Origin of the sequence: Paenibacillus sp. FSL H7-0357 (assembly GCF_000758525.1) — a bacterium.
In the GTDB taxonomy this organism is placed as follows: domain Bacteria; phylum Bacillota; class Bacilli; order Paenibacillales; family Paenibacillaceae; genus Paenibacillus_AQ.
This window is the reverse complement of record NZ_CP009241.1, coordinates 5,881,562-5,905,262: the sequence shown is the minus strand read 5'-3', so window position 1 is coordinate 5,905,262 and position 23,701 is coordinate 5,881,562. Positions and strand designations below refer to the sequence as shown.

The 23,701-nt window shown below is 51.7% G+C and carries 21 protein-coding genes; 18 read left to right on the top strand and 3 right to left on the bottom strand.

The genetic code is table 11. From position 1 onward, the window contains the following. The first annotated feature begins 199 nt into the window (after positions 1-199). Positions 200-2,650, top strand: a complete 2,451-nt coding sequence (leuS, locus tag H70357_RS26130; protein WP_038595513.1) for a leucine--tRNA ligase — start codon at positions 200-202, stop codon at positions 2,648-2,650. 127 nt (positions 2,651-2,777) lie between these two features. Here the strand turns inward: leuS and comER are convergent, their stop codons facing one another. Further along, a complete protein-coding gene (gene comER, locus H70357_RS26125; protein ID WP_038595512.1) occupies positions 2,778-3,629 on the bottom strand; it encodes a late competence protein ComER in 852 nt (283 codons plus the stop codon). Positions 3,630-3,821: 192 nt separating this feature from the next. On the opposite strand from comER, the gene H70357_RS34555 reads away from it, so the two are divergent. The 6 genes from H70357_RS34555 (at position 3,822) to H70357_RS26095 (ending at position 9,731) form a co-directional block, all read left to right on the top strand. Further along, positions 3,822-4,499: a ComEA family DNA-binding protein gene (locus tag H70357_RS34555; RefSeq protein ID WP_052092259.1), complete on the top strand. Its 678-nt coding sequence runs from the start codon at positions 3,822-3,824 to the stop codon at positions 4,497-4,499. Positions 4,500-4,605: 106 nt separating this feature from the next. Beyond that, positions 4,606-5,124: a deoxycytidylate deaminase gene (locus H70357_RS26115; protein WP_038595511.1), complete on the top strand. Its 519-nt coding sequence runs from the start codon at positions 4,606-4,608 to the stop codon at positions 5,122-5,124. Between the two features lie 112 nt (positions 5,125-5,236). Beyond that, positions 5,237-7,906, top strand: a complete 2,670-nt coding sequence (locus H70357_RS26110) for a ComEC/Rec2 family competence protein (RefSeq protein ID WP_052092258.1) — start codon at positions 5,237-5,239, stop codon at positions 7,904-7,906. Between the two features lie 126 nt (positions 7,907-8,032). Continuing rightward, positions 8,033-8,287, top strand: a complete 255-nt coding sequence (locus tag H70357_RS26105) for an RNA polymerase sigma factor (RefSeq protein WP_231578316.1) — start codon at positions 8,033-8,035, stop codon at positions 8,285-8,287. A 52-nt stretch (positions 8,288-8,339) separates the two neighbouring features. Next, a complete protein-coding gene (locus tag H70357_RS26100) occupies positions 8,340-8,546 on the top strand; it encodes a hypothetical protein (RefSeq protein WP_038595510.1) in 207 nt (68 codons plus the stop codon). A gap of 165 nt (positions 8,547-8,711) precedes the next feature. Continuing rightward, on the top strand, positions 8,712-9,731 hold the full coding sequence (locus H70357_RS26095; RefSeq protein WP_038595508.1) for a LacI family DNA-binding transcriptional regulator: 1,020 nt from the start codon (positions 8,712-8,714) through the stop codon (positions 9,729-9,731). Between the two features lie 132 nt (positions 9,732-9,863). Here H70357_RS26095 and H70357_RS26090 read toward each other — a convergent pair whose 3' ends face one another. After that, positions 9,864-10,817, bottom strand: a complete 954-nt coding sequence (locus H70357_RS26090) for a sugar kinase (RefSeq protein ID WP_038595506.1) — start codon at positions 10,815-10,817, stop codon at positions 9,864-9,866. A 343-nt stretch (positions 10,818-11,160) separates the two neighbouring features. On the opposite strand from H70357_RS26090, the gene H70357_RS26085 reads away from it, so the two are divergent. The 5 genes from H70357_RS26085 to holA all read left to right on the top strand — a co-directional run bounded on the left by H70357_RS26085 (position 11,161) and on the right by holA (position 15,608). Then, the gene (locus H70357_RS26085) at positions 11,161-11,802 is read left to right on the top strand and encodes a bifunctional 2-keto-4-hydroxyglutarate aldolase/2-keto-3-deoxy-6-phosphogluconate aldolase (protein ID WP_038595505.1); all 642 of its coding nucleotides are present in this window, start codon (positions 11,161-11,163) and stop codon (positions 11,800-11,802) included. A gap of 168 nt (positions 11,803-11,970) precedes the next feature. Beyond that, on the top strand, positions 11,971-12,204 hold the full coding sequence (locus H70357_RS26080; RefSeq protein WP_038595504.1) for a hypothetical protein: 234 nt from the start codon (positions 11,971-11,973) through the stop codon (positions 12,202-12,204). Between the two features lie 289 nt (positions 12,205-12,493). Continuing rightward, on the top strand, positions 12,494-13,045 hold the full coding sequence (locus H70357_RS26075; protein ID WP_038595503.1) for an RNA polymerase sigma factor: 552 nt from the start codon (positions 12,494-12,496) through the stop codon (positions 13,043-13,045). Then, positions 13,042-14,262: an anti-sigma factor family protein gene (locus H70357_RS26070; protein WP_038595501.1), complete on the top strand. Its 1,221-nt coding sequence runs from the start codon at positions 13,042-13,044 to the stop codon at positions 14,260-14,262. Before H70357_RS26075 ends, H70357_RS26070 begins: the two co-directional genes overlap by 4 nt. A 326-nt stretch (positions 14,263-14,588) precedes the next feature. Next, positions 14,589-15,608 carry a DNA polymerase III subunit delta gene (gene holA / locus H70357_RS26065; RefSeq protein ID WP_038595500.1) on the top strand — a complete coding sequence of 340 codons (1,020 nt, stop codon included), beginning with the start codon at positions 14,589-14,591 and terminating at the stop codon, positions 15,606-15,608. Between the two features lie 182 nt (positions 15,609-15,790). Here the strand turns inward: holA and rpsT are convergent, their stop codons facing one another. Continuing rightward, positions 15,791-16,063, bottom strand: coding sequence for a 30S ribosomal protein S20 (gene rpsT, locus H70357_RS26060; protein WP_038595494.1), 273 nt, complete (start codon positions 16,061-16,063; stop codon positions 15,791-15,793). Between the two features lie 272 nt (positions 16,064-16,335). Between rpsT and gpr the strand changes: the two genes are divergently transcribed. The 6 genes from gpr (at position 16,336) to H70357_RS26030 (ending at position 23,461) form a co-directional block, all read left to right on the top strand. After that, entirely contained in the window at positions 16,336-17,346 is a 1,011-nt protein-coding gene (gene gpr / locus H70357_RS26055) for a GPR endopeptidase (RefSeq protein WP_038595493.1), read from the top strand. Between the two features lie 190 nt (positions 17,347-17,536). Then, entirely contained in the window at positions 17,537-18,928 is a 1,392-nt protein-coding gene (locus H70357_RS26050; protein ID WP_052092257.1) for a stage II sporulation protein P, read from the top strand. An 81-nt stretch (positions 18,929-19,009) separates the two neighbouring features. Beyond that, positions 19,010-19,504 (top strand): hypothetical protein, encoded by a 495-nt coding sequence (locus H70357_RS26045; RefSeq protein WP_038595492.1) that lies wholly within the window; start codon positions 19,010-19,012, stop codon positions 19,502-19,504. A gap of 203 nt (positions 19,505-19,707) precedes the next feature. Beyond that, entirely contained in the window at positions 19,708-21,522 is a 1,815-nt protein-coding gene (gene lepA / locus H70357_RS26040; protein WP_038595489.1) for a translation elongation factor 4, read from the top strand. Between the two features lie 182 nt (positions 21,523-21,704). Further along, complete coding sequence (gene hemW, locus H70357_RS26035) at positions 21,705-22,877, top strand: radical SAM family heme chaperone HemW (protein WP_038595488.1); 1,173 nt, start codon at positions 21,705-21,707, stop codon at positions 22,875-22,877. 92 nt (positions 22,878-22,969) lie between these two features. Further along, positions 22,970-23,461: an N-acetyltransferase gene (locus H70357_RS26030; protein WP_052092669.1), complete on the top strand. Its 492-nt coding sequence runs from the start codon at positions 22,970-22,972 to the stop codon at positions 23,459-23,461. Positions 23,462-23,701 lie beyond the last annotated feature (240 nt).

Sequence of the window (23,701 nt, the reverse complement as noted above, 5' to 3'; positions counted from 1 at the left end):
AGTCTGCCTGAGACGATCGAAGGCAGACATCTCCCAGCGGAGCAGCGAGTCTTTTTCAACCGCTTAGTGTGAGATCAGAAATCCGAGTATAACAGCGGGCGGAAGCACAAAACTTTTTTGCAGCGGAGTTTTATTCCCTGAATTCTTTTAAGAACAGCAGGTTTAACTAAGTAAGCAACACTCCAAGGAGGAGCATAAGATGAGCGAAAACAAAGTGAGCACCCCAGCTGGGGCCGGCTACCGCGCCCAGAGCATTGAACCCAAATGGCAGAAGTTCTGGGATGAGAACAAAACGTTTAAGACAGGTGAGGATTCAAGTAAACCGAAATTTTACGCCCTGGATATGTTTCCGTATCCTTCAGGCGCAGGGCTGCACGTAGGCCACCCGGAAGGTTACACGGCGACGGATATTGTCTCCCGCTACAAGCGGATGCGCGGTTATAACGTGCTGCATCCAATGGGCTGGGATGCCTTTGGACTTCCGGCAGAGCAGTATGCGATGGATACCGGACAACATCCGCGTGACATCACTTTCAAGAACATTGACAATTTCCGCCGCCAGATCAAATCGCTGGGCTTCTCCTATGACTGGGACCGCGAGATCAGCACAACCGATCCGGGCTATTACAAATGGACACAATGGATCTTCATCCAGCTGTACAACCGCGGCCTGGCATATGTAGCTGAGGTATCGGTGAACTGGTGCGAAGCTTTGGGTACGGTGCTGGCCAACGAAGAGGTTATCGACGGCAAAAGCGAGCGCGGCGGTCATCCCGTCGTCCGCAGACCGATGCGCCAGTGGATTCTGAAAATTACAGAATACGCCGAACGCCTGCTGGAGGATCTGGAAGAGTTGGATTGGGAAGAAAGCATCAAGGATATGCAGCGCAACTGGATCGGCAAATCAACCGGAGCGGAAGTCAATTTCGCGATTGATGGACATGACGCAGCATTGACTGTGTTCACAACCCGTCCGGATACCTTGTTCGGCGCAAGCTACTGTGTGCTGGCACCAGAGCATAAACTGGTAGATGCCATCACGACAGAAGCTCAGCGTGCTGCGGTCGCGGAATACCGCGACAAAGCTGCCCGCAAGAGCGATCTGGAGCGTACGGATTTGGCCAAGGAGAAGAGCGGCGTATTCACCGGCGCTTACGCCATTAACCCGGTCAACGGAGCACAGGTGCCGATCTGGATCGCCGATTATGTACTGGCCGGTTACGGAACCGGAGCTATTATGGCGGTTCCGGGACATGATACCCGCGACTGGGAATTCGCCAAGCAATTTGGCTTGAACATCGTCGAAGTAGTACAGGGCGGTAATGTGGGAGAAGAAGCCTATGGTGGTGATGGCCCGCATGTGAATTCCGATTTCCTGAACGGTCTGGATAACAGCGAAGCCATCGTGAAGATGATTGCCTGGCTGGAGGAAAAGGGCAGCGGCCAAGGCAAGGTAACCTACCGCCTGCGTGACTGGCTGTTCAGCCGCCAGCGCTACTGGGGCGAGCCGATTCCGATTCTTCATTTGGAAGATGGCACGATGAAGACTGTTCCTGTGGATCAGCTGCCGCTGGTGCTGCCTGATGTGGACGCGATCAAACCTTCGGGTACGGGCGAATCCCCGCTGGCCAATGTCACCGAGTGGGTGGAAACCGTTGATCCGGAAACCGGGATGAAAGCCCGCCGCGAGACGAACACAATGCCGCAATGGGCCGGCAGCTGCTGGTATTACCTGCGCTATATTGATCCGCATAATGACAAGGAGCTGTGTTCGCCGGAGAAGCAAAAGGAGTGGCTGCCGGTTGATCTGTACATTGGCGGAGCTGAACATGCAGTGCTTCACCTGCTGTACGCCCGTTTCTGGCATAAAGTATTGTATGATATCGGTGTAGTGGATACCAAGGAACCGTTCCACAAGCTGGTGAACCAGGGCATGATCCTGGGCAACAACAACGAAAAAATGAGCAAATCACGCGGCAATGTCATCAACCCGGATGAAATTGTGGAAGCTTTTGGCGCAGATACACTCCGTGTCTATGAAATGTTCATGGGTCCGCTGGAAGCAACCAAGCCTTGGAATGAAAAAGGCGTGGAAGGCATTCACCGCTTCCTCTCCCGCGTATGGCGCCTGTTCGTGAACGAGGACGGCAGCCTCAGTGCCAAGATTTCCGAGGATGGCGGTACAGACGAGTTCAAACGCACCTGGCACAAGACACTGAAGAAGGTTACCGAGGACTTCGAGAATCTGCGCTTCAATACGGCGATCAGCCAGCTGATGATCTTCATCAACGATGCCTATAAGCAGGACAGCTTGTCCCGTGAATCGGCAGAGCATTTCGTACAAATGCTGTCGCCGCTGGCACCTCATATTTCCGAGGAGCTCTGGCAGCTGCTGGGCCACGAAGGCAGCATCAGCTATGTATCATGGCCAGCTTATGATGAAGCTTTGACGGTGGATGCAGAAGTGGAGATCGTTGTACAGGTTAACGGCAAGATTGTGGGGCGTGCACAGATCCCGCAGGATATGGGGCAGGAAGACATGCAGAACCATGCACTGGCTCTTCCTAGTGTGAAGGCGGCTGTAGAGGGCAAAACCGTACGCAAGATCATTGCGGTTCCCGGAAAGCTTGTAAATATTGTAGTGGGTTAAGCGAAGAACGCATTTTTACCCGCAGCTACGGAGTATTCCGTGCTGCGGGTTTTTTGTTAAGGATTCAAAATTCATGGATGTTCCAATGCAGCTCGCAGGCCCGCTTTTTCTCAAGCCGTTCAGGCTTCTAGCGATCCAAAGGGCCTTGCACAATACCGTCCCGGCCGAAGAGTGAATTAAGCCTGTCGACATCCTCATCATATTTATCATGCGTTGTGGTAATCAGCCGCTCGAATACACCTTCCAGACTGCTGCGCAGATGATTCAAGGCTTCCGCTGTAATGCCTCCGCGGACAGCGACACGTTCCTGCAGCTCCTGCGGGGTGAAGTCTGCTTCTGTCAGCAGCTTGCCTGTCCCGAGCAGCATTTCTCCGGCCAGACGGCTGACCAAGGCTTCTTCAATGCCTGTGGCTTCCACCGCTGCGGCGATCCAGCGTTCGATGAAATAGCTGATAAATGCAGGACCGCAGCTGGAGAAATCCGAAGCAATTCGGGTATGGCTCTCCAGGATTTCCGCCGGAACACTTATGAAAGACAGCAGCCTCAGGAGCAACAGCCTGTCTTTTTTATTAATTCTGCTGCCGAAAATGCATAGTGAAGTTCCGCTTTTGACACTGTGGGTGATGCTGGGGATGACCTTGGCTATTTTGGACGGCAGAACCGATTCCAGATGATACAGCTGGACCGGACTGGTAATGGATACGACAATCTGCTCGCTATTCAGACAGGGTGCGATTTCATCCGTCAGCGTTTTGAATTCCAAAGGTTTGACACATAAAAATACAATGTCGCTGCCAGTCGCGGTGTCCCTGTTGCTGCCGCATATGGTGATGCCAGGGTGGTCCTTCTGAAGCTGAATCAGCCGGGTTGAACTGCGGTTGCTGGCCAGCACGTCACATGCATCAAGTGCTCCTGAAGAAAGAAAGGCGTCAATGAGCAGACTGCCCATGCTGCCTGTTCCGATAAATCCCACTTTCATTCTGTGGTTACCTCCTTTCCCTGAGTTGCTGGGCTTGCAGGAATACTCTTCGTTAAATGTATGCAGTGTACACTTGGACACATGACAGGTTTCGCCCGCATTTTTGAATAAAACTCCAGAAGTTGCGTCATATTTGGTTTTGCATAAGGATTGCATAAATAATCAGGGCAAATTGTAGAGGAGGACAGGTACTTGAATAAGAGAATGATAGTCAGTGGTATCGTAGCAGTATTGCTGGGAGGAGGGCTGGTCTGGGCTGCGGATCGGGAAGAAGACAGCGGCATCTCCGGGTGGGAGACGATGGATACCTCTATGGCGCTGGCGGTTGGCGGAGCGAATGCAGAGGAACCGCTTCCCGCTGGAAAGAGCGGCAAGTCAGCTGCGCTGCAGGGTGAGGTTAGTAAAGAGGGGATTGAAGTAAACGGAGGAGCCCAAAAAGCCGGAGCAGCAACACAGGCTGGTAATACTACAGTTACTGGAGCCGGGGCGGACAGCGCTCCAAATGCTGCTGACCCCGCTGGAGGAGCCGCATCTCTGGATAATAGCGGGACAGGAGGGGGCAGCGCGGCGGCAACGGCGGGCACACAAACGGCTGGGACTACTGCAGTGGCAGGCGGAGAGGGTATCCCATCGGCACAAGGCGCAGCTTCCACGGCACAAGCTAATGAGAAGACGGAAGGGAAAATCAATGTGAACACCGCCGGAGCCGCTGAGCTTATGGATTTGCCGGGAATCGGCGAGAAGAAGGCGCAGGCGATTATTGATTACCGCAGCAGCAAGGGGGCTTTCCACAGCTTGTCCGAACTAGGTGAGGTGAAGGGAATTGGACCAAAGATGCTGGAAAAGCTTGAGCCTCTGGTAGTCTTTTGAAACGGGAGATGCGTTTCCGGAGATGAGGAGACTGTTCTCCTAGTGTAAGCAAGCTGCAATATGCTACAATAGTGAACAACTATTGAAGAGAAAGCGGAGATTACTGATGAGTGTGGCCTATCGCAAAAACTGGGATACATATTTTATGGATATTGCCTGCATGGTTTCTACGCGTTCGCGTTGCAACCGCCGCCATGTCGGTGCTGTGCTGGTGCAGGGCAAGAAACTGCTGGGTACCGCGTATAACGGAGCGCCCATGGGAGTTCCTGACTGCTCGGAGGCGGGCTGCATGGTCTCCGAACAATATGAGCGGGAGATCGTAGACGGTGTGGAAACGATGGTGAAGAAGCAGCGCTGCATCCGCACGATTCATGCCGAGCAGAATCTGCTGCTGTTTACCGACCGGAGCGACCGGGAAGGAAGTACGGTCTACGTCACCGATGAGCCTTGCTGGACCTGCGCCAACATGCTGGCCAACAGCGGTATTGTGGAGATTGTCTATTTGCGCCCATACCGCAAGGATATGGAGAAGGTAGAGAATATGCTGACCACCAAAGGGATCATTTTCCGCCAATTGGAGAATTATGAGCCGCCGGCAGAAACGATGATCACCGTCTCGGAGTAACAGAATCCATGCGAAATTAAATGAGTAAAGGGGAAGAACCTCTGTATGCGCGGATGTACGCGTATATTGGGGTTCTTTTTGTTGTCTGGTCAGTTCAGAAGGAGGGAAAGAAATGAAGGGAAGGCCGTTGTTAGGGTTTACAGTCTGCTGGATCACAGGAAGTGCTGCAGCCTGCCTGTTCTCGGGCTACAAGCTGCTGATTCTGTGGGCAGGCTGTCTGCTGCTGCTCGCGATCTATGCGGCCTGCGGGAGATTGGGCTGGAAGCAGCTTGCTGTATTCGCAATATCGCTTGCTGTCGCCGCCCTGTATTGGGAGTGGAATGAAGGCCGCAATGTCAGTCAGCTGCCAAAAGCACTTGCATCGCAACCGGCAGAGCTGCAGGAGAGTAATGTGGAAGCCGGGGGGATGATTGTGTCTCCTGTCGAACGGGACGGGGACCGGGTGGATTTTACGCTGAAGCTATCACAGATACGGAGCAATGCAGCAGGGCAGCCTGCAGCACAGGTAGATGGGGAGCTTGTCGCTGTTCAGATCAAACTCCAAGCTGAAGCGGAAATTGCCGTGGCCGCCAATTGGGCAAGAGGAGACCAGGTGATGCTGGCGGGTGAACTGGTACTGCCGGCGGAGGCGCGTAATTTTGGAGGCTTCAATTACCGTGCTTATCTGCATACCCAAAAAATTTACTGGCTCCTGAAAGGAAGCGGGGCCGGAAGCGTGGAGGCTACGCCTCCAGAGTCTTGGGGAGCTTCAACCCTGCTGCGCTGGAATGATGCGGCGCGTCTTGTGCTTGGAGCTGAAATGGACCGCTTGTTCCAGGACCGGCATTCGGGATATATGAAAGGGCTGGTGATCGGAATCCAGGACGACCTGGACCCGGAGACCTTCCGGCAGTTCTCACAGCTGGGATTGACCCATATTCTGGCGATATCAGGCATGCATGTGGCGGTGTATGTCGCAGTGCTTTTATTTATCCTCAGGCATTGCGGGGTAACAAGAGAAACGGCGCTGACTGTCACGCTACTTCTGGTTCCTGTATATGTGCTGTTATCCGGGGCAGGGCCGTCAATTGTGCGGGCGGGACTGATGGGCATGATCGCGCTCCTTGCCGCGCGGCTTGGGATGCTCAAGGACGGACTGAATATTCTAGCCGCTGCGGCACTCATTATGCTGGTCTGGAACCCGTATTTGCTGCTGAGTGTCAGCTTTCAGCTTTCATTTCTGGTGACGGCAGGTTTGATGGTCTATGTGCCGCTTGCCAATCCTTTGATGAGGCGTCTGCCGAGCTGGCTGGGAAGTTCCATATCGGTAACCCTGATCGCCCAGCTGGTTTCCTTTCCCCTGACGATTTATTACTTTAACCAGATTTCGCTGCTGTCCTTTGCTGCAAATCTGGTGCTGGTGCCCTTCATCACTTTTTTGGTGCTGCCGCTGGGAACACTGGCTCTCCTGCTGGGCTGGTTCTGGGAAGCTGGTGCAGGCGTGGTTGCAGATGCTGCCGAGCTGCTGAATAATGCCACTTTTGGAGCGGTGGAATGGGTTAACGTATTCTCCGGCGGGGTGCTGATCTGGCGCTCACCTACACTGCTGTGGATTTGCGGCTATTACCTCCTGCTGTATGGGCTGCTGTACGCCTTGAAACAGCGGGCAGGGGCACATGCACGGGAGATTCCGCAATATATGGAGGATGAAACCAGGCCGTTGGCCGAACTGGCCCCGGAAGGCAACGGCAAGGGCGAAGGAAGAAGCCGGGAACGCGATGCCCTGGCGCTATCCTTCCAGCCCCGGGGCCGAATGGGACTGGCCGGATCTGCGGTTCTGATATGTGCAGCCGGGCTGTTGCTGCTGCTCTACAGGGGCTACCATGCAGTGAGCCTTGAGGGTGCGGGAGCCATCAGTTATCTGGATGTCGGGCAAGGTGACAGCATCCTGATAACAACCCCCGGCGGGGCGCATATTCTTGTCGACGGAGGAGGTACGTTGAGCTTTGGGAACAAGGAGGAATGGCGCATCCGCCGTGATCCCTTTGAAGTTGGAGCGAAGACATTGCTCCCGTTGCTGAAGCAGCGCGGCATCCACCGCCTGGACGCCGTTATTTTGACGCATGGTGATCAGGATCATGCCGGGGGACTACAGGCAGTACTGGAGGGAATGCCCGTGTCGGCTGTGCTGTTCAATGGCACGCTGGCTGAGCGTGAGCCTTACAGGAAGCTGATGAGGACCGCTATTGCGAAGAAAGCCCGGTTGTACGCTGTGCAGCAGGGGCTGACACTGGCTCCGGATGATCAGACGAAGCTGTTTTTTCTGTGGCCGGAGCCGCAGCAAACTGACGGGCAGTCCGTACTTCCGGCAGTGGAAGACCAGAACCATGAATCGGTGGTGTTTCGTCTGGAGATGAACGGACACAATTTTTTGTTTACCGGAGATATGGATAAAGCGTCGGAGCAGGCGGTAATTCTGGCAGCAGAACAGAGTGGACTAGACAGTGGCGCGAAGATCGATGTACTGAAGGTTGCCCACCACGGAAGCAAGACCGCGACTGGAGCCGAATGGCTGGAATTCTGGAGGCCGGCTTTTGCTGTGGTTTCAGCAGGTGTCAATAATCTGTACGGGCATCCGAACGGCGACGTATTGCAACGTTTGGCGGAATCGAATACTGCGGTATACCGGACTGATTTGCATGGGGAAATTCAATTGGAGGTGCAACAGGAGGGGATTGCAGTTCGCCATAAGCTTAGGGCAGCTCAAGAGGAACAGCAAACATTGGAGAAGGAGAAACGATGATTTTCCTGTCTTTAAGGGGGCTATAGAGGGATAAAGGCAAACGGCGGCAAATTATTAATTTTAGAGGAAAATGATGGAACCATTTGTGTGCTGGAGAGTCTTATTGGGCGAGAGGTGATAACAAAGATGCACAGCGAGAAATTGTCCTATACAATGGCGTGTACACCGTCAATGACGCTGCGGGAAATGATGGAGAGTTATGGCTCCGATGTCTGGCACTATGCTTTTTTTCTGACACGCAGCCGCGAGCAGGCGGATGATATCAGTCAGGAGGTCTTCTTGAAAGCCTATCGAAATATAGGCAAATATCGCGGCCGCTCGACGCTGAAGATAAATCCCGCAATCCTGCTGTTCGGGGTATTGGTTTGTTGCCCACAATAAGCTTTATGATATCGAGACAGGCAAGGTACAGATTCTGGAAGGCACCATCAGCGTGGATGAACAAGTTACAGATGCCAAAATAAACACATCTTTTACGGATAGCAACATCAATACGTTAAAGAAGAGATTAATATTGACCGCGCATTATGAAGTGCAGGGCGAGAAACGGTCAACAGAAATCACCTTGCCGATTGGAGAGCATTGGTTATTTGATTGGTGGGAACAAGAATATGGGTTGAATATGGACCCCTGGAAATGAATATTTATCTTCTTCATCTTTCTGCTCTGATCGATTACTAGATAATTTACTAAAAAAAAGCTATACTTTTTGATAATATCAGAAAGTACAGCTTTTTTGCTGCTGCTCTCTGACTGTTCGTGAATAACAAGTATTTTTTCTATGAGGAAGAGTGGAGCGGAAAAGATGAAGAAGCTGACAATTGAGGATGTTGCCCAAAAGGCGGGAGTGTCGAAAAGCACGGTCTCGCAATTTTTGAATAAACGGTTTAAATATATGAGCGAGGCGACCAAAAACCGGATTGCTGCCGTCATTGAAGAGCTGAATTATCAGCCGAACGGGCTGGCCCGCAGCCTGAAGCAGAATCGCACGTTTATGGTCGGTGTCATTGTGGCCAATATAGATTATTCGCTGTCGATACAATGCATCAGGGCAATTGAGAATGAGCTGCAGCGCCACGGGATACAAGTCATTATCTGTAATGCCGACGAGAATGCTGATAAGGAAAATACTTACGTGGAGACGCTGGTGGCCCGCCAGGTGGACGGCCTCATCATCTTCCCGACAGGAGACAATCCTTCCGTCTATACCCGGCTTATCGAAGCCCATTACCCGCTCGTATTTATGGACCGGCTGGTGGAAGGGGTCACTACGCAAAGCCTGCTGCTGGATAACGAAATGGCGGTGAAGACTGCAGTCAAGGAGCTCGTGCGGCATGGCCATGAGGCGATAGCCCTGCTCTCGCTGCCGCTCGGTGAGCATGCCATTACGCCGCGCAGGGAACGGATGAGCGGCTTTCGGAAGGCGATGGAGGATGCCGGACTGGCGCTGAACGAACAGTATATGCGCAGCGTCCCAAGGGAAGAAATCGCTTCGGCCCTGGATGCGCTGCTCGCTCTGCCGCAGCCGCCGACAGCGCTGCTTGCAGCCAATGACCTTGTGCTTGGGGAAATTCTCAAGTACGCCAACCGCCACTCCATTGCCATTCCCGGCCGGTTGTCCGTCATCGGCATTGACGATGCCGAGTTTGCACGGATTTATAACCCGGATATCACGACCATCCGGCAGCCGGCCTATGAGATGGGGATGCAGGCAGCCAAAATCATGCTGTCTTTAATTGAGAACGAGGATACTTCCGTTCCGATCACCTACCGGTTTCCTCCCGCACTCCAGCAGGGGCAGTCCGTACAGGCACCGGCTAAATAAAACGGTTTATAAAGCATTGTTAATCACAATCTGATCTGTGCAGCCTCACAATGAAAAGCCCTACACAGTCCCTTTAAAACTGTGTAGGGCTTTTCATTCAGTTATTTTTACAGTCAGTGGGTATTTGCCTAATTACACGCTGGCGTTCATAAACTTTTCCAGCCCGTGCCGTGTAGGCAGTCCGTCCATATCACCTGGCGACATTACAGCCAAAGCGCCGATGGCATTGCCTCGCTTCACTGCTTCCCCTACCGGCAGCTGCTCCAGCAGCGCGCTGATTACGCCGACGGCGAAGCCGTCACCTGCACCTACGGTATCAATAACCTTTTCTACCTTAAAGCCATCGACATAACCTTCTTCTCCGCCGGAGGTTTTGTAATATGCACCTTCAGGTCCCAGCTTGATCACGACCAGGGATACGCCCCGATCCAGGTAGTAGCCGGCAATATCCTCCGGTGTGTCCAGTCCGGTCAGAATCTTGCCTTCCCCAAGCCCTGGCAGGAACCAGTCACAACGTGTCGCCAAGTCGTTGATCGTTCTAACCATAGTCTCCTTGTCCGGCCATAGTGTGGGGCGCAGATTGGGGTCAAGAGAGACGGTTTTTCCGCTCTTTTTCATAAATTCCATGGCATGCAGGGAGAACTCATGACAGGTCTTTGAAAGTGCAGATGAGATGCTGGTGACATGCAGGTGACCGGCGGAGGCGAAGTATTCTTCATTGAAGTCGGCCAGACTCAGCTTGGAGGCTGCGGAATTTTTGCGGAAATACTCCACTTTCGGATCACCGGTCAGTACCTTGGATTTGATTAGCATACCGGTCGGGAATTCCTTGGTGTACGTAATACTCTTTGTATCAATCCCCTCTTTCTCCAGCGCCAAGGCAATGAACTGGCCGAAGTTGTCTTCACCAAGCTTGGTGACATAGCCGGTCTTGTGTTCCAGGCGCGACAACCCGGTCGCCACATTGCTCTCTGCCCCGGCGAGCGCCTTGGAGAATGAAGTGGCCTCATGCAGCGGTCCGGCCTCATTAGCATAAAACATCGCCATCGGTTCCCCGAATGTGACTGCGTTTAATGGTTTGCTCATGGATAATTCCTCCTCAGGGTAATGATCTAAGCCCTGTATAAATGATTTGTAATTTGAAATTATCATATAAATCGGTTTTGTACAATAAGTTATTACGCTTTCATCGTAGCCTGTGTATAGAATTTAATATTGTATATTACATAAATCCTTTATTTATAAGCATTTTGTGACTGAGGAAAAGAATTAATTCGTTATTCACATAAATATATATTGACTGTAGACAGCATTGTTATTACTATTTTCATATAAGGTTTTGAGCTGATGTTAGTAAATTAGATAAATTAATTTATCTAAAGAAGTATTTCTTACATCCTATATTCGAATGAAGAAAGGGAGTTAACCGATGAAGAAAATAAAAGTATTGCAAAACATCACATCCGTTGGCGTAGTTGCCGTTATCCGTGCGGACAATGCCGATGATGCTTACCGGATGTCTGCCGCCTGTATTGAAGGCGGACTGAACAACATTGAGGTAACCTTTACTACACCGGATGCCGATGTGGCAATTAAACGGCTGGTAGCCGATTTTGGAGGCCGTGCTGTGATTGGTGCAGGCACGGTGCTCGACCCGCTTACCGCAAGAATTGCTATTCTGGCAGGCTCGGAATTTGTGGTCAGCCCTTCCTTTGAAGAAGAGACGGCGAAGATGTGTAATCTATATGGGATTCCCTACATGCCGGGTTGCTTGACGCTGAATGAAATGAAGGAAGCGCTCAAGCTGGGTGTGGATGTTCTGAAGCTGTTCCCGGGCAGTGCATTTGGACCGGATTATATCAAAGCGGTCAAAGGTCCGATGCCGCATGTCAACATCATGCCGACAGGCGGCGTGGATCTGAACAATATGGAGAAATGGATTGCAAACGGCTGCATCGCTGTAGGCATTGGCGGCAACCTTACCGCCCCCGCCAAGCATGGCCGCTATGATCAAATCACCGAGCTGGCTGCCCAGTATGTAGCCAAGTTCAAGGAGATCAAGGGCGTATAAACCTTGAAATCCCAAATGGTACAAAACAGAAGCCGTTCGACCGGGTACTTGCCGGCCGGACGGCTTTTGTCGTTCTTTTCAAAGCTTCATTGTATAGAACAGGGACAAAAACAATAAACTGTAGAGTAGAGAGCGGCGTTATAATTTAGTTTGCCGGGAGTGAGTTGGATGTCTGCCTATAACAATAAGCTGCTAAGCCCAGCTACTGAGGATGACGCGCAGTATGTCTGTATTAAATGTAGCAAGCATGGCTGCAAGGTGACGGTGGGCCGGATTTACAGGCTGGAGCGAAACTACAACAACCCGCAGCTTTTTGTGGGCGGTGAAATCTATATTGTGGATGATGAGCAGAAAGACAACTATTCCATTTTAATGCTGTGCCAAACTGTCTTGTATAAATAGGATGTAATGATTGCCAAATACATAGATTTAGCCGTCAGCCCCACTCCGTGGGGCTATTTTGTTTCAATTTTGTAACGAACTTCTATAAAAGAGTATTTGAAGATTCAGTGCTTCCCCTGTATGCTTAGTAAGGATTATAGACCGTTCCGGTGGAAGCTAAGGGCTGAAACCCTTGCGGCCGGAAAGACGTAATAAACAAAGTTTGGTATCCTAAAAATAATGATTACAGGCTTGCAACAAATCCGCAGTCTTGCGCGTCAGTAAGATTGCATAGAGAGGGGGAACCTTCGTGGTGGAGCAGGGACTCATCAGAGCCGCTCAAGCGGGCGATCGCGACGCTCTAATCACCCTATTGCGAGAAATTGAGGGACATGTATATAAAACAGCCTTCTATATTCTGCATAATGAACAGGACGCTCTGGATGCATCACAGGAGGCACTCATCAGAGTGTATACCAAAATTGGTTCATATGAAGAGAAGGCACAGTTCAAAACATGGGTTCAGCGGATCGTTACCAACATTTGCATTGACAAATTCAGGAGAACAAAACCTACAGTTTCAATTGATGAACACGAAATGGTGTTTCAGGACAATAAACATAATGTGGAGCGCGAAGTGATGTCCGCCTATTTGCAGGAGGATATCCGTGAAGCGATTGACCAACTCCCTGAGCATCACCGCACCGTAATTGTACTGCGATATTTGCAGGATTTTTCTTACAACGAGATAGCAGACTGTTTGGATTTGCCTTTGAATACAGTGAAATCTTACCTGTTCCGGGCAAGGCAGCAGCTGCAGAATAGACTTCAGGAGTACCAGAAAGGTGGTGTATCAGGATGAAATGCGCGGAGGTGATGGAATGGATGCACCGCTATTTGGATCATGATCTCAGTCAGGACGAGATGATTGAAATGTTCCGTCATATTGATGATTGTTCTTCCTGCGCGGAAGTCTTTGACCGGCTGAAGATGCTCTCCCAGCAACTGGAGCAGCTGCCGGACGTGAAACCCCCATTCAGTCTGGTTGACTCAATCCTGCCTCAGCTTGATCAACTGGACCTAAACATCCAGGGGAAAAGCGCAGATGCGGTAAGCCCTGAAGAAGATCCAAAGGTCGTGCCTTTTTCCCGCAAGAGCACCCATGGCAAAGCTTCCAAGGGAGCTTCCCTGGCAGCGCGGACAGGCATAGGAGCTGCTGCGGCAGCGGTTATCCTGCTTATTGCTATGTTTAATATGCCGGGCAGCATGCCGACGGCGGATGTGGAGCAATCGCTACAACAGACAGCTGAGAACAACGCCGGCAATGATGCCCTGAGCATAATGTCCTCGGCAGCTACGGATTCCGCTGAGGAGGATGCTGCACCGGGCGAGAGCAAGCAAGAGTTGGAGAACTCCGAGAAAGTGGATCCTACTTCCGCTGGCGGGGGCCAGAATACCGGCGGTAGTGTCGCACCGGCAGAGACTGCTGCTGCTCCAACCGCAGAAGCAACGGATAAAGCTCCTGCCATGACCAAAAAGTCTGGATCAGATAAGCGGACTTCAAGCAGGAAGGTCACTACCGGAACAGCAACTCCGGCACCCGGGGCTGCGGATATGGACTCCAAAAGCAGCAATAACATGGAATTGGACGAAGGCGGGGATCCGGCAGCAGCCGACAGCCGGGAGTTTCTGGATGCCTCCCATGAGCCCGGGGCGGGGGAAGATAGAAATATGGGCTTTTCTGCTCTCAAAGCCCAAGCTTCGTGGACCTCACCCGATGGTCTCTACACAGCTGAACTGGCCGAACAGCAGCTGGTAATTTATAAGCTTCCTTCAAACGGACCAGAGCAGGAAAGGACGGTCCTGACCTCACTTCCACTGGAAGGAGCGTGGGTTTCCGGTAACTGGTCGGCGGACGGACTGCAGTTCTCCTATGTGACCGAGCAGAACGGCGCTGAAGTAGCCAATGTATATACAGTTCCTGAAGCCGGTGTCTCTGCCTCACCGGCAGCATCACCGGAGCCTACGCCGGTAGCTTCACCTGCTGTTACCCCGGACGCGGCAACGTCCAATAAATAATTGCAGAGTGGAACTTTTTGAGAGCTAGTGGAATATGCTATGGTAAGAGGACAGGAATTTCAGGATTGCGAGTTTCATCGGTATGACCGTCGGAAGGGAAGTTTCTAGAGCTTTTCCTTCCGTCGTTTATATAGATGCGCCGCTGAAACGGAGCAACTTTGGTCAACGCTGCCGAAGTTGCTCCGTTTTTGCATGTCATGCTGCAGGAAGCTTGGACGGATAGAGGGAAAGACGCCTATGTTTATAGCTGCTTTTTTGTTAAAATATAAAAATGGATTGGATTCATACAAAGCTTTGAGGAATGCAATGGAAAAGGAAGTGGCGGGATGGATGCCAAAACGGCGGCCAAGGACATCAAGAAGGGGAATATTTCACCGCTGTATGTTTTGTATGGCAGTGAGAAGTTCCGGATGAATGAATTTGCGGCCTTTCTGGAGGAGCATCTGATTGCCAAAGAGGACCGTGACTTTGCAGTGATTCCCTTCGATCTCTCGGAGACGCCCGTGCAGGCGGTTATAGAAGAAGCGGAGACTGTGCCGTTTATGGTGGAGCGGAAGCTGCTGCTGGTGAGAGATGCTTCCCTGTTCACGGCGGGGAAAGAGAACGCAAAGATTGAGCATCGTGTAGAAATACTTAGCGATTATATGCAGCAGCCGGCTGAATTCAGTGTAATCGTATTTATGGTCAATAATGACAAGCTGGATGAACGCAAAAAAATCGTCAAAGCGGCCAAGGCCGCAGGCACGGTGCTGGCCTTCAATCCGCTGGGTGCGGAAGAGCTGCTGCGCTGGGTGGAGAAGGGCTTCCGTGAGCGCGGCTGCAGCGTGGCGTCTGGAACAGCCGAGGCGCTGGTGGCCAGTGCCGGGACAGGGCTTCAGGGTTTGTCTGCAGAGATGGACAAGCTGTGCTTGTTCGCAGGTCAGGGCGGAACCGTGGATGCTGCAGCAGTGGAGAGTCTGGTACACCGCGGCACTGAGCAGAATGTGTTCACCCTGGTGGAGGATATAGCGAACTTACGCCTCGACAAGGCGCTTAATACACTTTACGAGCTGCTGAAGCAACGCGAGGAACCGATCAAGATTGCCGCGCTGATCGCCCGGCAGTTCCGGATCATTCTGCAGGTTAAGGATTTGTCCGCGCTGAGCTACTCACAGGGGCAGATTGCTTCGCAAATTGGACTGCATCCCTATGCCGTCAAGCTGGCTGGTGAGCAGGCCCGTAAATTTGAAAGCCAGCGCCTGCGGAGTATTCTGAGCACCCTGGCCGATTTGGATTACAAGATGAAGACAGGAGCTATAGACAAGGTGCTTGGGCTGGAGATGTTTATGCTGCAGCTGGGCGCTTGAACCGGAACAAGACCATTCATAGAACATACTGCAAAAAAGCCTGCCCCGTGTTGCGTAATATCACCGGGCAGGCTTTTGCAGTTCCTACTATTATAAAGAGGTAAATGGGCACAAAAAAACCTAACCGTATGCAGCATAGCGGTCAGGTTCTTAGAATGCTCATTATGAATGTCGCCCTTGGCTTAGGCTTCTGCCTTAAGAGCGTTCAATTTCTTCGCCAAGCGGGATTTTTTGCGGGCAGCCGCATTTTTATGAACCAGACCTTTACTTACGGCCTTGTCCAGCTTTTTGGAAGCAGCTTGGAAAGCAGCTTGAGCAGTTTCAACTTCCGTTCCTGTCAGTGCTACATCAGCAGTTTTCACAGCTGTACGAAGCGCGGACTTCTGGGAAGCGTTCAGTGCACGGCGTTTTTCGGTCGTCTTGACGCGTTTAACCGCGGATTTGATATTTGGCATTGCATTCACCTCCTGGAAGACATTCGAAATCATCATATGATTCACAACTTAAAATAGTTTAGCATGACCGTTAGCAAAAAGCAACACTAAAAGCTTTTGAAAATCGCATTCCAATGTAGCTGATCCTCTCAGTACCGTAATGTGAAATGTTATACCTATTTTGAATTTGAATTAAACCTTGCTGCCCTGAATAAACCACAGCTATCTCTCGCACACTATCGACAAAAAGCAAAAGCTAATGCTCATTAAATTATAAGGAGGCTGAACTATCAATGGAACTGGATCTTCAGCTGTATTCGGTACGTACGGATTTGGCGGTAGAGGCGAAGGAAATGGCCCAGGGACCGCAAAAAACGCCGATTCCCGGTGTGAATGAAGAGGTGGAAGAAGAGGGCGGAATCAAGGTAACCCGGCTTGGAGTAGCCAATAATGCAGGATCACAGGCTATCGGGCGTGCGATCGGAAATTATGTGACGCTGGAAGTTCCGGCACTTCGCGGCGGAGATACCGGTCTGCAGCAGAAGGTATCCACCGTGTTTGCCCGCGAATTTGAACAGTTCCTGAACCGGATCGGAATCAACAAAGAATCCTCCGTGCTGATAGTGGGACTGGGCAACTGGAATGTAACTCCGGACTCGCTCGGCCCGCTGGTGGTGGAGAACGCACTGGTTACGAGACAGTTCTATGAATTGGTTCCGGATCAGGTCTCTCCCGGCTACCGTAATGTGAGTGCGATTGCCCCGGGTGTGCTCGGACTGACCGGCATTGAATCGAGCGAGGTTGTGCAAGGGATCGTGGACCGCACGAAGCCGGATGTCATTATTGCGATTGATGCCCTGGCCTCCCGTTCACTTGAGCGGATCAATACGACGATTCAAATTGCCGATATCGGGATTCATCCGGGTTCGGGAATCGGTAATAAACGGCGTGGACTGACTCAGGAGATTCTGGGGATTCCCTGCATTGCTATCGGCGTTCCTACCGTTTGTTATGCGTCCACCATCGTCAATAATGTGCTGGAGATGATGAAGAATCACTTTGCACAGGTTGGAGACGGGGCAGCCCATACGAAAGAAATCATGGGTATGCTGGATGATATCTCCGAGCAGGAGCGGCTTGCGCTGGTCAAGGAAGTGCTTGAGCCGCTGGGACATGATCTGATTGTTACCCCTAAGGAAATCGATGAGTTTATTGAGGAAATTGCCAATATCGTTGCCAGCGGACTGAATGCTGCATTGCATGAAGCCGTGGATCCAGGCAATGTCGGAGCCTACACGCATTAATTTTCACCTGAATATAGAGCCCGTACCGGCTGCCGAACGGCAAAGCCTGTGCGGGTTTTTTTCTGTTACCGGCTGGCAGATTCCACCGCTGCTGTTTCTACTTATCTCTTTTTCGGTTCTAGTATTCCTCCCTGGCTCATAGATTTGAAATATAAGAGATTACAGAGGGCTGGAGGAGGACATAACAATAATGAATAGAAAATGGTTTCAGCTGTGGAATATCGGCCGGCTGCGGGGAAAGCTGCTGGATGTTCTGTCGCTGGGGAGAACAATGCTGCTGCTGGCCGGAGGTTCACTTGTGTTTTTCATGCTGCTTGGAGCCGGTGGATTAGCCGGACAGAAGCTGAACTCTTCACCCATTCCTTCTATGAAAGGATTGGCTGCTTCGCTTTCCAGCGGATTCTTTATGGAGCTTCTGGGCATGGAGGTTCCGCATTTGCCTAAAGGGGACGAGCCTTCGGCATTTTCGGGCCCAAAGGTCACCTCCTTCGTGTTCCGGCTGCTGACAAGCGTCGATCCCGGTGATCCGAAGAGTCTGCTCTCGCGTGAGGTGCCGGGGCTGGCAGCGGATGATCCTTTCCTGCTCCGTAAAGGCTCAGGCGGCGCTACGGGAGCACCGGCTGATTATCATCCGGGCAGTGATGAGCTGGCCTCGGACGGCGGAACAGGGACTGGCGCAGAGGGTGTGGTGGATGAACATGGACCATCTCCGGCGGAAGACACAGACAACCCGGGTACAGAGGCTTCTCCGCAACCTGAGGCTACGGTGACGCCTGACTCTCCCGAGACCGGAGGAGACGGGGGCAACAGCAGCCCGGGTGATAACGGGGGGAATGTGCAGGATACATCAATTAAACGCATTCTGGTCTACCACTCCCATCCCCGCGAGGCTTACAATCCTCTGCTGGGGGTGCAAAGCGACAATCCAAGCTCCGGCGTGCCTTCCAAAAATGTAATGCTGGTAGGATCATATATAACAAAGCGGCTGGAAAAGCGGGGAATTGGAACGGTGCATGCACAGGAGGATTACGCGACGAAGGTACCGGATTACAGCTGGAATTTTTCCTATAAATATTCACGGATGACTATTAAGTCAGCGCTTGCCGGGAATCAGGAAATGACTGAGCTGATCGATATACACCGTGATTCACAGCGCCATGGCAAAACGACTGCAGAGATCGGAGGCAAAAGCTACGCCCAGGTCTATTTCATTCTTGGCCATGCGAATAAGAACTGGAAGAAAAATGAGGCTTTCGCCAACGAGATTCATCAGCTGCTTGAGAAAAGCTATCCGGGTCTCTCACGGGGCATCTGGGGCAAGTCGTCCGGAAACGGAAACAACGGGGAGTATAACCAGAGTCTCTCACCAAACAGCGTGTTGATTGAGGTGGGCGGAATTGACAATACTGCCGAGGAGCTGAAGCGTACAGCAGACGTTCTAGCCGATGCCATCGCCGATGTGTACTGGAGCAGCCATGACGCCGAAAAAGCTGCCGCCCCGGACAAAAGCGCCGATACGCAGACGCAGGAAAGCGGAGCTGAGGGCGTCCAGGGAGCAAAAAGCACAGGCGGCGTTTCTTAATTCATACAGCGCTATTAAATCGGGCGGGCTTTACAGCAAGCATTAACAAGTATCAGCAAGTATTAAAAGGGAGTGACAGCTATGTCGCGGTTCGGGAAAAAACTGACGATGGTCGGAATTTGGGCGGGAATCGGCATATTGATTGGCATGCAGTTTGGCGGAGTTGGCAGCAGCGTCGCTAAGAACTCCGCGGTGCTGCCGGGCTGGAACGGAATATCCGGGACCCCCCAGACCGGACAAGCAGCAGGAGCTTCCGCCGTGACGGGAACAGGGGCGGGAGCCGTTAAGGGTGGGCAGGCTTACGTTTATGTGCCTGTGGCTATAGATCCGGCAACAGGTGCTTACACGGTGCTTCCGGGGGTCCAGAAGCAAACTGCGGTGCCTAATGGCACCGAGCAGCTCCCGCAGCAGGAAGTGAGGGATTACAGCACGCTGACCCCGGAGCAGATTCTGATTCCGGAGGAGCAAAACAGGGGAGTGGATGTGCTGGCGGATAAGACGGCAGGCCTGCTGCAGCAGGCTTCGCAAAAAAGCATCCGCTGGGTAGTCTCCTTGTTCGACTCTGTCGAAGAGTGACAGGCACCCCGCACGAAGAATGCAGCATGTTTATTCATTGCAGCTGTAAAAGGCCAGGAAGAGCCTTTATAACATAGGCCTTATATGAAAAGACATCAACCGGATGTCTTTTCTTTATTTTCCTGCGGGGGACGGGATTGATGGGGGAAGCGCGTACTGTTATAATAAGTGGATTAACATTAGGCTGTCTGTGGGGGTAAGGAATGACTGACGTTCAGAAAAGACAACAACAAATCCGCAATTTCTCGATTATTGCACATATAGACCATGGTAAATCGACACTGGCTGACCGTATTCTTGAGTATACAGGTGCACTTAGCTCGCGCGAAATGCAAGAGCAGGTGCTTGACCAGATGGATCTGGAGCGCGAACGCGGGATTACAATTAAACTGCAGGCTGTGCGTCTCACCTACCGTGCTGACGACGGCCAGGATTACTTGCTCAACCTGATTGACACACCGGGACACGTCGATTTCACCTATGAGGTTTCCCGCAGCCTTGCCGCCTGTGAAGGCGCATTGCTGGTCGTGGATGCGGCGCAAGGGATTGAAGCGCAAACGCTGGCTAACGTGTATCTGGCATTGGACAACAACCTGGAGATTCTGCCGGTTATCAACAAAATCGATCTGCCAAGCGCCGACCCGGAACGGGTTAAGCAGGAGATTGAGGATGTGATCGGACTGGATGCCAGTGAAGCGGTGCTTGCTTCTGCCAAAGCCGGTATCGGTATCAAGGAAATTCTGGAGCAGGTCGTCAAACAGGTTCCTGCACCGACCGGCAACTCTGAAGAACCGCTGAAGGCATTGATCTTTGACTCTCACTATGATCCGTACAAAGGCGTTATCGTCTATGTACGTGTTATGGACGGAAAGATCCGTACCGGTTCCAAGATCAAGATGATGGCAACGGAAAAGGTATTCGAGGTTATCGAAGTCGGGGCGTTTATGCCGCGCATGACCATTGTCGATGAGCTTAACATCGGCGATGTCGGCTTTATCGTAGCCGGAATCAAACATGTAGGCGACACCCGTGTCGGGGATACGGTGACGGATGCCAAGAATCCAACCCCGGAACCGCTGCCTGGTTACCGTAAGATCAATCCGATGGTATATTGCGGTCTATATCCGATCGAAACATCGGACTACAACGACCTGCGCGAAGCGCTGGAGAAGCTCCAGCTTAATGATGCGTCGCTCAGCTTTGAGCCGGAAAGCTCAAGCGCGCTCGGTTTCGGCTTCCGCTGCGGCTTCCTCGGACTGCTGCATATGGAGATTATTCAGGAGCGGATTGAGCGTGAATTCAATCTGCCGCTGATTACGACAGCCCCGAGCGTTATTTACCGGATTATGCTGACCAACGGTGAAATGCTTCAGATCGATAATCCGTCGCATTATCCGGAAATCGGTACTATTGATTACGTGGAAGAGCCGTACGTTAAGGCCGCGATTATCGTCCCGAATGATTATGTGGGTACCGTAATGGAATTGTGCCAGAACAAACGTGGTGAATTCGTCAACATGGAGTATCTCGATTCCAATCGGGTGACGATCACTTATCAGATTCCGCTGTCCGAAATCGTATATGATTTCTTCGACCAGCTTAAGTCAGGCACGAAGGGCTATGCTTCCTTCGATTATGAAATTTCCGGCTACCGCCAGTCCAACCTGGTGAAGATGGACATTGTCCTGAACGGAGAGCAGGTCGATGCCCTGTCGTTCATCGTCCACCGCGACCGCGCGTACAACCGCGGGCGGATCATTTGCGAGAAGCTGCGCGGCATCATCCCGCGGCAAATGTTCGAGGTGCCGATTCAGGCCTCTGTCGGCACGAAGGTTGTTGCCCGTGAGACCGTTAAGGCGATGCGCAAGAACGTTCTTGCCAAATGCTACGGCGGGGACATCTCGCGTAAGCGGAAGCTGCTGGAGAAGCAGAAGGAAGGCAAGAAACGCATGAAGCAGGTCGGCAGCGTTGAGGTGCCGCAGGAAGCGTTCATGGCCGTGCTGAAGATTGACGAGTAAAACAGTCTTAAAGGATGTCAATGGCAAGTGATCGCTCTGCAAGGGAAGCCGTCAGGCTTCCCTTTTGTGATAGAGAAGTAAAGATATGGGGTAAATCAAGGCCTTTCCAATATAAAGGCGTCAAGATTTCTTCACAATCAAGTCAGCTTTGCTGAAGACTTTAGTATAGTAAGGAGACAGCTATGAACACAGAAAACAATGGCCGTCCCCCTGAGGCCGTATATATTCATATCCCGTTTTGCACGAACAAGTGCTTTTATTGTGATTTTAATTCCTATGTTCTGAAGGACCAGCCGGTGATGGACTATCTGCATGCCCTGGACCGGGAGATGGAACTGACGGTGAAGAACACCCCTCCGGGTGTCATCAAGACGATCTTTGTCGGCGGGGGAACACCGACGGTGCTGAAGCCGGACGAAATGGCCTATTTTCTGAAGTCAGTACGCAAGCATTTCCCGCAGTGGGATGAGAATATCGAGTTCACGATGGAGGCAAATCCCGGTACTACGGACAAGGATAAGCTAATGGTAATGAAAGAAGGCGGAGTCAACCGGGTTAGCTTTGGTGTCCAGGCTTTCCAGAATGAGCTGCTTAGCGGCATTGGACGGATTCATAATGTGGATGACGTGTACCGCAGCCTGGAAAATGCACGCGCGGTCGGACTGGATAATCTGTCTGTTGACCTGATGTTCGGATTGCCGAACCAGACGGTGGATATGCTTAGAGAAAGCATCCGCAAGGCGCTGGAGCTGGACCTGCCCCATTATTCCATCTACAGCTTGAAGGTAGAGGAGAACACGCTGTTCCACACGCTGTTTAACAAGAACAAGCTTCCGCTGCCAAGTGAAGAGGATGAGCTGGAGATGTACCTGCTGCTGATGTCAACGATGGAGGCTGCGGGCTACACGCAATATGAGATCAGCAACTTCGCCAAGCCGGGAATGGAAAGCCGCCACAATATTACGTACTGGCGCAATGAAGATTATTACGGCCTGGGCGCGGGGGCGCATGGATATGTCAAACGGCAGCGGCATATGAATATTAAGGGTGTCAATCCGTATATCGAGGCTTCGCGCAGCGGGCTGCCGCGGCTGGATTCCTTCCCGATCTCCGAACAGGAGGCGATGGAGGACTTCATGATGGTCGGTTTGCGCATGCGTGAAGGCGTGTCGGACCGGGCGTTCAAGGCTCAGTTCGGCAAATCGCTGGAGACTGTTTTTGCGGACTCGCTGCATAAAATGCTGCATGCCGGGCTGCTTGAGCAGGACGGGGATGTCTACCGTCTGAGCAAGCAGGGAATCCTGTTCGGGAATGATGTATTTGGTGAATTTGTCGGTGCTTTGACAGAGGTTTAATTTTAAAATACCCCTTGAATTGTAATTCACTATGTTGTATATTTATTCATATTAACAACGAGGGGTGAGTCAAAGTGCTTGTCAAAACGGAAATGATCCGCCATTCAGTTCCTGCAGGAGATCAGAAGGTGATATGCAGAAATGCTACAGTGGAGGATGTTGAGCCGCTGTTTCTAATGATTGAAGAATACGCTCAGAGCGGTATCATGCTGCCCCGTTCCAGGCAAGCGCTGGCCCGCCAGATTGATCAGTTTGTGATCGCTGAAATCGGCGGCACATTTGTCGGCTGCGGATCGCTTTTCAGACTGGGCAATGATCTTGTCGAGGTTCGTTCCCTCGGTCTGCGTGATGAGGGTAAAGGCAAGGGAGTAGGCTCAATGATTCTGGAGAAGCTGACGGAAGAAGCAAGACGTCAGGGGATTCCGAAGATTATGGCCTTGACCTATGCAGTTGATTTTTTCCTCAGAAACGGCTTCACTGTCGTAGAGAAAGAAATCTTCCCAGAGAAGGTATGGACCGATTGTGTCAACTGCAAGAAGCAGAATGCCTGCGACGAAATCGCTGTGCTTAAGATGCTGAATTAACCGGGCCGCAAGTAGCCTGCAACATAAATATAGAAGCTGATATTAAGTACTCATTCCTGGATTGCACTGCAAGGTGTGGCAAGTGACCGGCAGACTTTCCGGGGAATTCAGGAATGAGTCGAATAATGACTGCACCCAAGATGCTGAACTGACTTGACAATGTCAAGGTCAGTTTGGTATTTTTGTATTAGTGGTTAGCACTCATCTGACCAGAGTGCTAACGAATCGGAGCCACAGCCG

Coding starts and splice junctions, on each gene's coding strand:
- hemW (WP_038595488.1), top strand. CDS start 21,705: ATGAACACAGAAAACAATGGCCGTCCCCCTGAGGCCGTATATATTCAT.
- H70357_RS26115 (WP_038595511.1), top strand. CDS start 4,606: ATGAGTGTGGCCTATCGCAAAAACTGGGATACATATTTTATGGATATT.
- leuS (WP_038595513.1), top strand. CDS start 200: ATGAGCGAAAACAAAGTGAGCACCCCAGCTGGGGCCGGCTACCGCGCC.
- H70357_RS26030 (WP_052092669.1), top strand. CDS start 22,970: ATGATCCGCCATTCAGTTCCTGCAGGAGATCAGAAGGTGATATGCAGA.
- H70357_RS26090 (WP_038595506.1), bottom strand. CDS start 10,817: ATGAGCAAACCATTAAACGCAGTCACATTCGGGGAACCGATGGCGATG.
- lepA (WP_038595489.1), top strand. CDS start 19,708: ATGACTGACGTTCAGAAAAGACAACAACAAATCCGCAATTTCTCGATT.
- H70357_RS26085 (WP_038595505.1), top strand. CDS start 11,161: ATGAAGAAAATAAAAGTATTGCAAAACATCACATCCGTTGGCGTAGTT.
- H70357_RS26095 (WP_038595508.1), top strand. CDS start 8,712: ATGAAGAAGCTGACAATTGAGGATGTTGCCCAAAAGGCGGGAGTGTCG.
- H70357_RS26110 (WP_052092258.1), top strand. CDS start 5,237: ATGAAGGGAAGGCCGTTGTTAGGGTTTACAGTCTGCTGGATCACAGGA.
- holA (WP_038595500.1), top strand. CDS start 14,589: ATGGATGCCAAAACGGCGGCCAAGGACATCAAGAAGGGGAATATTTCA.
- gpr (WP_038595493.1), top strand. CDS start 16,336: ATGGAACTGGATCTTCAGCTGTATTCGGTACGTACGGATTTGGCGGTA.
- rpsT (WP_038595494.1), bottom strand. CDS start 16,063: ATGCCAAATATCAAATCCGCGGTTAAACGCGTCAAGACGACCGAAAAA.
- H70357_RS26070 (WP_038595501.1), top strand. CDS start 13,042: ATGAAATGCGCGGAGGTGATGGAATGGATGCACCGCTATTTGGATCAT.
- comER (WP_038595512.1), bottom strand. CDS start 3,629: ATGAAAGTGGGATTTATCGGAACAGGCAGCATGGGCAGTCTGCTCATT.
- H70357_RS26080 (WP_038595504.1), top strand. CDS start 11,971: ATGTCTGCCTATAACAATAAGCTGCTAAGCCCAGCTACTGAGGATGAC.
- H70357_RS26050 (WP_052092257.1), top strand. CDS start 17,537: ATGAATAGAAAATGGTTTCAGCTGTGGAATATCGGCCGGCTGCGGGGA.
- H70357_RS26105 (WP_231578316.1), top strand. CDS start 8,033: ATGCACAGCGAGAAATTGTCCTATACAATGGCGTGTACACCGTCAATG.
- H70357_RS26045 (WP_038595492.1), top strand. CDS start 19,010: ATGTCGCGGTTCGGGAAAAAACTGACGATGGTCGGAATTTGGGCGGGA.